Origin of the sequence: Rubrobacter taiwanensis (assembly GCF_004337705.1) — a bacterium.
Taxonomy (GTDB): Bacteria; Actinomycetota; Rubrobacteria; order Rubrobacterales; family Rubrobacteraceae; genus Rubrobacter_C; species Rubrobacter_C taiwanensis.
In genome coordinates, this window is record NZ_SKBU01000041.1 from 1 (window position 1) to 10175 (window position 10175).

A 10175-nucleotide genomic window follows, 5' to 3' on the forward strand; every position below is an offset into this window, starting at 1 on the left:
AACAAAAAACCCCCCCCCGGCCGGTTTTTTAAGTTGCCCCGCCGGGGGGCCCCGCCGCCGGACCCTCCCGGCGAGCCCGGCGGCGCAGTGCTCCCAGGGGCGCTCCCCCATGACCCAGAGCCGCAGCTCGTCGCCGTAGCCTGCGGCTATCTGCGTGAACTGCTCGTAGCTCACCCCGGCGCGCTCCAGGCTCTCCCCCCACTCTCTCCAGAGCGGGGCGGAGATCCAGGTCCCCTCCCGCACGAGGCCCAAGCCTTCCTCGGGTGACTCTTCCAGCAGGCGGCGGAAGCGGGTGCGGAGCTCGACCGGCTCGTCCGGGACCGGGAGGCGGTCCACCGCTAGTACCTCACCGCATCGTGCCCGACCGGGGCGCGGTCGGTCCCGGAGTAGTTCTCGAGGTGCTCTTCGTAATCTATGAAGAGCGGCGCGTCGGGGTCGAAGGGGCGCTCGAGGCTCTTGAAGGCGACCTTCTTGTCCAGCGCGTCCAGCTTCTCGAGGGCTTCGGGCCGGTCCAGCTTCCGAACCTCCAGCCGGTCGCGGGCGCGCTCGAAGGCGTCGAGACCGTACTCGCTGCGGACGATGACGCTGGAGTACCCGTCGGCGCTGCCCACGCTGCCCACGGAGATATCCGCCGCGTGCCCCAGGAAGTCCGCGCACTCGTCGCAGCCCTTCAAGGCCGCCCCGTGGAAGTCCCTGATGGGCTCCTCGACCAGGGTCCCGCCCGCGCGGTCCTGGACGATGAACCTGCCCCGGATCACATCCACCCGGCCCACCTCCGAGAGATCTATGCCGCGCTTCTTCTTAACCTCCTCCAGCATCAGCTTCTCGTAGTTGAAGCTCTTGGTGCAGAGCAGAGCGATGGTCAGGACGACCGCGTCCACCCTGGATGAACCCCACTCCCAGGGCCGGGCCTGCATGGCCTTGATCCCCTCTATCTCGCATGGCGTTCCCACCACGGCTATCCTGGGGTTCGGCGGCAGCTCGTAGCCCTTGAGGTCCAGGTGACCGAGCGCCATCGTCTGGTTGTAGAAGCTCCCGGCGCACTCGACGACCTCCTCCGGAGTGCGGGCCAGGAAGGCCTCGCCCTTCCACGGCTCGCTCTCGCTCTCGCGCGCCAGCAGCGCCCCGTCTATCTCGCCCGCTTCGAGCAGAGATATCAAGAGCGCACTCACCACCCCGCCGTCCTGCACGCCGGGGATGTGGGGCCGCACGCGCGCCGTGTACTTCCCGCGCACCGCGCCGAGCCCGTTGACGCCGGCATCCTTCGCGGCGAGCTTCCAGGTGGCCTCGTGCCGCATCCCGCCGCGGGGGCAGAAGTCCCAGCAGAGCGAGCAGCCGGTGCACATCTTCACCAGCTTCGGCAGGTCGTCGCCGGCGATCCCGATGGAGTCCGTCGGGCAGGCGGCGACGCACGCCCCGCACTGCACGCAGCGGTCGGCGTCTATGACCGCCCGCTCCAGGTCCCAGAACCAGACCTTGCCCGGAGCCTCCTCGATGTCGTTCATGAAGTTGCGGATGTCGAAGCCGGCCATGCTCTAGACCCCGCCCCGGATCGTGGCCCGCAGCTCCCGGTTCGGCGTGCGCCGGGCCCACTGGTGGAAGCGCTCGCCTTCTCTGCGCTCCTTCGCGTACCGCCGGTACAGGCGGACCAGCGCCTCTGGCACCTCGCTCACAGGTTTTGCGCCCTCGACCCAATCTATGAAGGCCGCGTCCCTGCCCAAAGATCCGCCGAGCCCGATGTCCACGCCCTCGGTTATGCCGTCCGGCGTCTTGGCCGTCTCGCCTCTGAAACCTATGTCCCCGATCTGGGGCTGCGCGCAGCTGGCCGAGCAGCCGGAGAAGTGCATCCGGATAGCCTCCTGGCCGCCGGCCTCTACCTGCTCGTCCATGTGTTTTGCCCACTGCTTCGCGCGGGCCTTGGTCTCCACGATGGCGAAGCGGCAGAACTCGTTGCCGGTGCAGGCCACCACGCCGCGCTCGAACGGCCCGGGGTTTGGAGAGTACCGCTTCAGCAGCGGCTCGGCGAGCAGCCCGTCCAGCCGCTCCTCCGGAACGCCGGGGAGGATCAGGTTCTGGTCCGTGGCGAGCCTTACCTCGCCGCCACCGTACTCCTCCGCAAGCCGGGCGGCTTCGACGAGATCCGCGCCGCCCATCCGCCCTACCGTCACGTTTAGGCCGACGTAGTAGAGCCCGGCCTGCTTCTGGGCGTGCACACCGACGTGGTCGCCCCGGTAGTGCCTGGTGAGGTCCTCGCCGGCAGGGATAAGCTCGAAGCGGGCGCGCTTCTTTAGCTCCTCCCGGAACCCCTCGGGGCCGAGCTCCTGCACCAGGTAGCGCATCCGGGCCAGCCAGCGGTTCTCCCGGTTGCCGAGCTCACCGTAGACGTGGGCTATGGCGCGCGTGATCTCCACCGCCTCCTCCGGCCGCACGAAGACGTCTATGTCCGAGGCCATCCGCGGCCCGTCGGAGAGCCCGCCGCCGACCCGCACGTTGAACCCGAGCGTGCCGTCCTCCAGCCGCGCGGGCAACATCCCGATGTCGTTTATCTCGGCCTGCGCGCAGTCCTCCCGGCAGCCGGTGACGCTCATCTTGAACTTGCGCGGCAGATTCGCGTACTCCCGGTTGCCGGTGAAGTAGTCGGAGATGGCCCGCGCCACCGGGTGGGCGTGCACGACCTCCTCCCGGTCCAGCCCCGAGACCGGACAACAGAGCACGTTGCGCGCCGAGTCGCCGCACGCCTGCACGGTCGTCATCCCGACCTCCTCGAGCCGGCGCCAGATCTCGGGCACGTCCCCGATCCGGATCCAGTGCACCTGGATGTCCTGCCGGGTGGTGATGTCCAGGTAGTTGTTCCCGAAGACCGGGTTCTCCTCCGGCCCTTCGGCGAACTCGGCCGCGATCTCCCCGATGGCCCGCGCCTGCTCCGCAGCCAGCACGCCACCGGGGATCTTGAAGCGCATCATGAACGCGTCCCCGCCCTGCTTCTGCGGGTAGATCCCGACCCACTTCAGCCGCTCCAGCTCACCGTCCACGCCCGCGATAGACTGCGGCCCCTCTTTGGAGTACCGCTCTATGACCGCCCGCTTGACCTCCAGCGGGTGCCGCTCCAGCTTCCACCGCTCCACCTGGTTGAGCCCGCGCGGCATCTCACGCAAGAACCTCACGTTACGCTCCCTCCTTCACCCAGTGCAGCCCGCACTCGGTCTTCTCAAACCCGTCCCAGCGCCCGGCCCGGTCGTCCTCGCCGATCCCGACCGGCCGCGTGCAGGGCTCGCACCCGATGCTCCGGTATCCCCTCTCTAGCAGCGGGTTGACCGGAACGCCCCGCTCCCGCACATACTCCTCTACCTGCTCCGAACTCCACCGCGCCAGCGGCGCTATCTTAACCACGCCGAAACGCTCCTCCCAGCCCACAACCGGCGTCTCCCTCCGCTGCGCCGTCTGCTCACGCCGGATGCCGGTAACCCACGCCGCATACCCCCGCAGCGCCCGCTCCAGCGGCTCCACCTTCCGCATCCGGCAGCAGAAGTCCGGGTCATGAGCGTAGAGCCGTTCCCCGAAACGGGCCGCCTGCTGCGTTATGGTGAGCTGCGGCCGCACCACCTCCAGCGGCAGCCGGTAGCGCCGCATCACCTCCGCCCGGAACCGCAGCGTCTCCCGGAAGAGAAAACCCGTGTCCAGCGTGAAGACCCGCACCCGGCCGGTGATGCGCGAGAGCATGTCCAAGAGCACCATCCCCTCGGCCCCTCCGAAGGAGACCGAGAGCGTCAGCCCCTCCCCATAGGTCTCCACCGCCCACTCCAGCACCTCCGGCGGCGAAGCGCCCTCCAGCCGCCGGGCGATACTCTCGATCTCCGGTTCCGCCACAGAATTAAGCGATGCCAAACGAGACACAATACTCCCCTCCAGGCTCGCACAGAGCCGTCTCAGGCGAAATTCAGATCAGGCAGAGAATCGGAAGGCTAGCAGCGGACGCTACATCGCCGGGCAGACGAACCGGACATTCGGAGACCCCCTCTGCTTCTCCTTGTGGCTCCCGGTGCGCTCATCGCACTCAAGACTAGCCCCACTCCCGGCAAACGTCAATAGTAAACCCGATATTTTTTGTCGGATTTACGAAATTTACCGGAAGAGGTCCCGCTCGGGGGGCATCACGAGGTCTTTCGCGGAGCCTTCTCCCGGGCTGTAGGGGTAACCGCGCACGGCGGCGGCCGGGATTCCGTCGGTCTTGTTCATGACGAGTTCGGCGGCGGCGGCGAGTTCGTCGGCGACGGCCAGGACGCTGGCCTCTAAAGTGTAGCCGTGCGGGTCCCTCTGTCCCCGGTAGTCCAGGAGGGGCTGCATTCCGGCGGCGCCGACGGCGACGTTGGCGATCCCGGTCCTCCACGCCCGGCCGAAGGAGTCGGAGATTATGACGGGGAGATCCAGCCCCAGGCGCTCCCGGAGCGCGCCGCGCAGCTTCCGCGCTGAGGCGTCGGGATCTATGGGCAAGAGGCATACGGTCTCTTCGCCGGGGACGTTAGAGGCGTCCACTCCGGCGTTGGCGCAGACGAAGCCGTGGCGGGTCTCGGAGATGATGAGGCCGCGGTCCATCTTCACTATGCGGCGGCTCTCCCGCAGCACGACCTCCACGTGGCGGGGGTCTTTTCCGTGCCGGTCGGCGAAGCTCCTGGCGAACGCCGAAGGCTCGACCTCCCGCAGGTCCACGACCCGCCCTTCGGCCTTGGAGACGACCTTCTGCGTGACGACCAGAACGTCCCCGGAGCGCAGCAGGTCCCGTCCGGCCGCGGCGATCAGGCGGGCCAGATCGTCGCCGGGGCGCACCTCCGGGATGCCCTGGAGCGGGAGGATGCTGATGCCGCTCAACTTATCGCGCGCTTTAGCCCGCGCAGGCGCGCGAGGTCTGCGGGGGTGTCCAGGTCGAAGGCCAGTCCGGGCGTCCGGCAGACGCGCAGCTCGACCCCCCGTGCTGCAGCCTCCTCCAGGTGAGCCCGGAAGCTGCCGGGTCCGAACCGGAACGGCAGCGCGTCCGGCGGGCGCAGCAGGAGGGCGTTGGTGCCCGAGTCCGTGGCGTCCGGGGAGATGGCGCAGGCGCTCCCGGCGGCCAGCAGCTCCCGCACGTCGCCCGCACCGAGGAGCGGCAGGTCGGCGGGCAGCGCCAGCAGGGTCTGTGCGCCCGCCTTCAGCGCCTGCCGCCGGGCCTCCTCCAGGGCCGGGTTCAGCCCCGCGCCCCGCTGCCGCAGCGGCCGGGCCCCGGCGCGCCCGGCCAGCTTTAGCGCCCGCGGGTCCGGGCTTACGACGCAGACCTCCGCACACCCCGACTCCCGCAGCGCGGAGATCACGCCCCCCAGCATCCGGGCCACCAGCGCCTCCCGCTCGCCGGGAGCCAGCACCGGACCGAGGCGGCTCTTGGAGGAGCCGAGCCCCCGCACCGGGACGGCGGCGAAGAGCCTCACGAGCCCCCGATCTCCGCGCAGAACTCCAGCACCTCGCGGGCGAGCCGCTCCCGGTCCGCCGCCGAGCGCATGATCGTACCGGTCACGAGCACGTCCATCCCCAACCCCTCTATCTCCTCCCGCGCGGCCCCGTCCGCTCCGTCTACCACCAGGCCGTCCACCAGGCCCCGGTACATCCGGGCCACCCCGGCCGCCGAGACCTCGTGCCCGAGGGAGGCGAGCATCCGGTCCGCCGGACCCTTGAGCGCCCGCCCTCCCACGATGGGGCTCACGGCGACCTTCGGGACCGCAAGACGCTCCAGGACCGTCCGCATCCCGGGCACGGCCAGGATCGGGCCGATGCTCACCACCGGGTTGGAGGGGCAGAGTATCAGGGCGTCAGCTTCCTCCAGCGCCGCCGCCACCCCGGCCGGGATCCGGGCTTCCTCTATCCCCCGGAACTCCACCCCCAGAACCTCGTCCCGCTGGCCGCGCCGCACGAAGTACTCCTGGAAGTCCAGCACCCCCTCCGGCGTCCTCACCTTCGTGGCCACCGGCTCGTCGCACATGGGGAGTATGCGGCTCAGAACCCCGAGCGCCCGCGCCAGCTCCGCCGTGACGTTCGTGAGGGACTCCCCCTCGCGCAGGCGTTCGGTGCGCAGGATGTGGGTGGCGAGATCCCGGTCCCCCAGCCGGAACCAGACGTCCTCCCCGTAGCGGGCGAGCATCCCCAGAGCCTCGAAGGTATCCCCCGCAACGCCCCAGCCGGTCTCCGGGTTCGCCACCCCGGCCAGCGTGTACATCACGGTGTCCAGGTCCGTGCAGATGCGCAGCCCCCACAGGTCGAAGTCATCGGCGGTGTTCACCACGACCGCGAGCTCTCCCGGCTCCAGCACGGCCTGAAGCCCCGCGGCCAGCTTCGCCCCGCCGACGCCGCCCGCCAGCGCGCAGACGCTCACCTGTCTCCTCCGCGCTCCATACAGCCCGCTATCTTAGCACCCGGCCCGCGGCGGCTCTGCTATCTTTACGGGCGTGGATCTCATCGTGCTGCGGGAGGCGTTCGAGGAGCCGGAGGAGAGCTACGGCCTGCTGCAGGCGCTCCTGGACGAGGTCGGGCGCGGCGAGCGCGGGGAGACGGCGCTCATCTTCCCCTGCTCCCGGCACGTGGGCGTAACCCGGATGGACACCCGGCGGCCCGGTTTCGGGCGGGCGGTGCGGGCGGCGGAGGCGCTGGGCTTCCCGGTGCTGGAGCGGCGCTCCGGCGGCGGTCCAATAGCGGCCAACCCCTCTACGCTCACCTTCGCGCTCTTCTACCCGGTGGAGGATCTGCGCCGCGGCATCTACGACCGCTACGCCGAGGGGACCGAACTGGTGGCCGCCGCGCTGGGGCGTGCCGGCGTGGAGGCCGAACCCGGCGAGGTGGAGGGCGAGTTCTGCCCCGGGGCGTACTCGGTGCGCGCCGGCGGCCCGCGGGGCGTCAAGCTCGCCGGGCTCTCCCAGCGGGTGACGCGCCGGGCCGCGCGCCTGGAGGGGATAATCCTGGTCTCGGGGACGAAGGAGCTGGCGGAGGTGCTGGAGCGCTTCTACGCGCAGCTCGGCGCGCCGTTCCGCCGCGGGAGCGTGGGAGACGCCGGCGGCGCCGGGGTGCCGGACGTGATGCTGGCCCTGGAGCGGGAGGTGCGCTCCCGCTACGGGGCCGTAGGGTCGCGGCTCGACCGGAAGACGCTGGAGGAGGCGCGCTCGCACGTCGGGGAGTACCGGGTGGCAACCGGGGGGAGGATATAATCGCGTCATGGAGCCCCGCAGCCCCATAGTCCTCGTCGGCGGCCTGAACACCTGGCCGTTCCGCTACCGCAAGTTCGCGCGCCTGCTGGAGGAGGCGGCGGGCCGGCGGGTCTTCGTGGCGGGCATAAACCCGCTGGACTGGCTGTGGGGCCGCATCTCCGGCTACGGGCAGCTCATCTTCCAGGTGGCGACCGCGGTGGACCGGGCGCTGCTGGAGGCAGGGGCGGAGCGGGCCGTCCTCGTCGGGCACTCGGCCGGCGGCATCGCCTGCCGGGTGTACCTGGGCGGCGACCCGCCCTACGGCGGCCGCCGGTACTCCGGCCACCGCCGGGTATCGCACCTCATCACGCTGGGGAGCCCCCACCGGGTGGCGGAGAAGCGGCCGCTCGCCCCCATTCTGGAGGTCGACCGGCTCTTCCCCGGCTGCCCGCACGAGCCGCAGATAGAGTACGTCTCGGTCGCCGGGAGCGCGGTGGACGGCGCGAAATCCTGGCTGGCCCGCAAGAGATACGAGCGGCTGGTCGAGGACGGGCGGGTCCCCGGCGACGGTGCGGTTCCGGCAGAGTGCGCGGTACTGCCCGGCTCCCGGGCCGTGGTGCTGGACGACGTGCGCCACGCGCCCATCTCGCGCGGCAAGTGGTACGGCGAGGACCGGGAGACCATACTCCGGTGGTGGCCGGAGAGCCTGCTTGCCGGGGAGGACGGGGCGTAGTAGCCTCACACAGGACATGACCCGCCCGCACCGGCAGAGGAAGGAGTGGCGTTCGGTAGAGCCGGACGGTGGTGCGCTGCGCGAGGCGATGGGGCACTTCCCCACCGGCGTTACCGTCCTGACCACCGGCCGGGAGGAGCGGGCGGAGGGGATGACGGCGAACGCCGTCATCTCCGTCTCTTTAGAGCCCCCGCTCATGCTGGTGAGCGTGCACCGGGGGGCCCGGATCAACGCCCGGCTCCGCGAGGAGGGGTACTACGCCCTCAACCTCCTGGCCGCCGACCAGGAGGGCCTCTCCAGGCTCTTCGCCTCCCCGGAGCGCTCCAGCGGCGTTACGGCCGTCCGTTCGATGGGCGGCGGGTACGGCAGCACCGGCGCGCCGCTCGTGCGGGGTTCTCTGGCCGTCATAGAGTGCGAGCTGGAGGCCGTATACCCCGGCGGCGACCACGACCTCTTCCTGGGCCGGGTGGCCGCGATCCACCTGGGCGAGACGGACAAGGCCCCGCTCGTCTTCTACCAGGGCACCTACCCTTCCCTAAAAGAAGCGCCGCGCCTGAAGGAGGCCGGAGCCTTCATGGATGCTCCGCGCGGCTTCGACGCCCGGCTCAAGGGCTGGTAGATGGTCCGCCGGGAGCTGCTGGCGAAGATACGGCCCTCCCTCTCAGATACGGCCGGCCTCACGCTCGTCCGCGGTGAAGGAGACCCCGTTCTCGACGGCGAGGCCCGCTCGGAGGCGACGAACACCGCGTACCCGATCCGGGACGGCTGCCTGGACCTGTTGGGCGGCCGGCCGGCGATCCGCAACCTCGCCAACCTCTCCAACTTCCTGCCCGGAGCCGCCCGGGCGTACGAGCCGCTCTGGCGGGTGCGCTCCCTGACGCTGCTCACGGGCGAGGAGTTCCCCAACCGGCGGGAGGTGGAGATCATCTCCGAACTGGCGCAGGTAGACCGCGGCGGGCTGTACCTGGACCTGGGGTGCTCCGCCGGGCTCTACACCCGCGAGCTGGCGCTGCGCCTCGGAGACTCCGGGCATGTGGCCGGCATAGACATCTCGCCCTCCATGCTGCGGGAGGCGGCCCGCCGGGCGCGAGAGGCGGGCGCTGAGGTCTCCCTCATCCGGGCCGACGCCGAGAACCTGCCGTTCGCCCCCCGCACCTTCGACGGGGTGGTCTGCGGCGGGACGCTCAACGAGCTGGGGCACCCGGGCCGGGCGCTGCGGGAGGTATCCCGGGTTCTGAAGCCGGGTGGCAGGCTCGCCATCATGGGGCTGCTGCGGGCGGGCTCGGCGAAGGGGCGGCTGCTCCAGCGGATCTGCGCAGCCGGCGGCGCGAAGTTCTTCTCAGCGGCGCAGATCCGCCGCCTCCTCGCGGACGCGGGGCTTGCGCCGGAGGAGCTGCGCACCTGCGGGGTGGTCTTCTTCGCCGGCGCGCGGCGAATATCTTTCTAAGCGCTCCCCTGCTCTATGATGCGCTCCAGCTCGCTCTGGCCGGTTCGGGCCGCCTCCTCGGGCGACTTGGCTCCCCTGAGAGAGGCGTTGAACTCAGCGGCCAGAACCAGCGACATGTCCGAGTAGTAGGGCGAGACCGGCCGCGAACGCACGTTCTGAATCGCCTCCCGCCCCAGAGCGATCACCGGCACGTTGTCCACTATCTCCCGGTCCTCGTACAGGCCGGCCAGCGTCGGCAGGTAGCCCCCTTCGAGAGACCGCTCCTTCTGCTGCTCGGGGGCGGCAAGATACTCGATAAGCGTCCAGGCGGCGTCCGGGTTCGGGGAGGCGGCGTTGATGAACAGGTTCCAGCCGCCAGCGCAGCTGGAGCTCTGATCCCCCGGGCTGGCGACCGGCAGCGGCGCGATCCCCACCTGCTCCGGACTGATGCTGGAGGTCTCCGGGTCCGCGAGCAGGCCGTAAACGTAGGGCCAGTTGCGCATGAAGACCGCATCCCCGTTCAGAAACGCCGTGTGAGCGTCCATCTCTTGGTAGGTGCTCACCGCCTCAGGAGAAACACCCTCCTCCACCATGCTCCGCTCGGTGGTAAGCCCCGCTATGGCTTCTTGGCTGCCTATCGTGACCACGCTCGGATCTTGGGGGTCCAGCGCATCTCCGCCGTGGGTCCAGATGTACTCAAGCCCGTTTACAACCCCGCCCTCGTACTCCGCTCCCTGGAAGACAAACCCAAAGCGGGTGCCGCTCTGCTCGGCGACCTGCCGGGCTACCTCCTGTAGCTCGTCCCAGGTTGTGGGCG

Annotated in this window: 12 protein-coding genes; 4 read left to right on the plus strand and 8 right to left on the minus strand. The window is 70.3% G+C overall.

Going from position 1 to position 10175, the window contains the following annotated elements; translation table 11 throughout:
* The 7 genes from E0L93_RS15065 to cofD all read right to left on the minus strand — a co-directional run.
* On the minus strand, nucleotides 1-336 hold a 336-nt coding region (locus tag E0L93_RS15065), incomplete at its 3' end, for a hypothetical protein (protein WP_132692909.1).
* Nucleotides 337-338: 2 nt separating this feature from the next.
* A complete protein-coding gene (locus E0L93_RS15070) occupies nucleotides 339-1532 on the minus strand; it encodes a Coenzyme F420 hydrogenase/dehydrogenase, beta subunit C-terminal domain (RefSeq protein WP_132692910.1) in 1194 nt (397 codons plus the stop codon).
* Between the two features lie 3 nt (nucleotides 1533-1535).
* Complete coding sequence (locus E0L93_RS15075; RefSeq protein WP_132692920.1) at nucleotides 1536-3146, minus strand: nitrite/sulfite reductase; 1611 nt, start codon at nucleotides 3144-3146, stop codon at nucleotides 1536-1538.
* Nucleotides 3147-3165: 19 nt separating this feature from the next.
* Complete coding sequence (locus E0L93_RS15080; protein ID WP_207890543.1) at nucleotides 3166-3867, minus strand: phosphoadenylyl-sulfate reductase; 702 nt, start codon at nucleotides 3865-3867, stop codon at nucleotides 3166-3168.
* A 255-nt stretch (nucleotides 3868-4122) separates the two neighbouring features.
* On the minus strand, nucleotides 4123-4857 hold the full coding sequence (cofE, locus tag E0L93_RS15085; RefSeq protein ID WP_207890544.1) for a coenzyme F420-0:L-glutamate ligase: 735 nt from the start codon (nucleotides 4855-4857) through the stop codon (nucleotides 4123-4125).
* Between the two features lie 5 nt (nucleotides 4858-4862).
* Entirely contained in the window at nucleotides 4863-5456 is a 594-nt protein-coding gene (gene cofC / locus E0L93_RS15090) for a 2-phospho-L-lactate guanylyltransferase (RefSeq protein ID WP_165874410.1), read from the minus strand.
* A complete protein-coding gene (gene cofD / locus E0L93_RS15095) occupies nucleotides 5453-6394 on the minus strand; it encodes a 2-phospho-L-lactate transferase (protein ID WP_132692914.1) in 942 nt (313 codons plus the stop codon). The genes cofC and cofD overlap by 4 nt, the downstream gene beginning before the upstream one ends.
* Nucleotides 6395-6467: 73 nt before the next feature.
* Here cofD and E0L93_RS15100 point away from each other — a divergent pair, with 73 nt between their 5' ends.
* From E0L93_RS15100 to E0L93_RS15115, 4 genes are read left to right on the plus strand one after another with little or no spacing between them, the layout of a single operon-like run.
* Nucleotides 6468-7220, plus strand: coding sequence for a lipoate--protein ligase family protein (locus E0L93_RS15100; protein ID WP_132692915.1), 753 nt, complete (start codon nucleotides 6468-6470; stop codon nucleotides 7218-7220).
* A gap of 7 nt (nucleotides 7221-7227) precedes the next feature.
* Nucleotides 7228-7932: an esterase/lipase family protein gene (locus tag E0L93_RS15105; protein ID WP_132692916.1), complete on the plus strand. Its 705-nt coding sequence runs from the start codon at nucleotides 7228-7230 to the stop codon at nucleotides 7930-7932.
* A gap of 16 nt (nucleotides 7933-7948) precedes the next feature.
* A complete protein-coding gene (locus tag E0L93_RS15110; protein WP_132692917.1) occupies nucleotides 7949-8551 on the plus strand; it encodes a flavin reductase family protein in 603 nt (200 codons plus the stop codon).
* Nucleotides 8552-9379 (plus strand): class I SAM-dependent methyltransferase, encoded by an 828-nt coding sequence (locus E0L93_RS15115; RefSeq protein ID WP_132692918.1) that lies wholly within the window; start codon nucleotides 8552-8554, stop codon nucleotides 9377-9379.
* On the opposite strand, the gene E0L93_RS15120 is transcribed toward E0L93_RS15115, so the two are convergent.
* Nucleotides 9376-10175 (minus strand): extracellular solute-binding protein (locus E0L93_RS15120; protein ID WP_132692919.1); only part of this gene is annotated, 800 nt, incomplete at its 5' end. The genes E0L93_RS15115 and E0L93_RS15120 overlap by 4 nt on opposite strands.

What these genes read in the sequence shown, in the direction of transcription:
- E0L93_RS15070 (WP_132692910.1), bottom strand. Translation starts at nt 1,532, where the DNA reads ATGGCCGGCTTCGACATCCGCAACTTCATGAACGACATCGAGGAGGCT.
- E0L93_RS15075 (WP_132692920.1), bottom strand. Translation starts at nt 3,146, where the DNA reads ATGCCGCGCGGGCTCAACCAGGTGGAGCGGTGGAAGCTGGAGCGGCAC.
- E0L93_RS15105 (WP_132692916.1), top strand. Translation starts at nt 7,228, where the DNA reads ATGGAGCCCCGCAGCCCCATAGTCCTCGTCGGCGGCCTGAACACCTGG.
- E0L93_RS15110 (WP_132692917.1), top strand. Translation starts at nt 7,949, where the DNA reads ATGACCCGCCCGCACCGGCAGAGGAAGGAGTGGCGTTCGGTAGAGCCG.
- E0L93_RS15115 (WP_132692918.1), top strand. Translation starts at nt 8,552, where the DNA reads ATGGTCCGCCGGGAGCTGCTGGCGAAGATACGGCCCTCCCTCTCAGAT.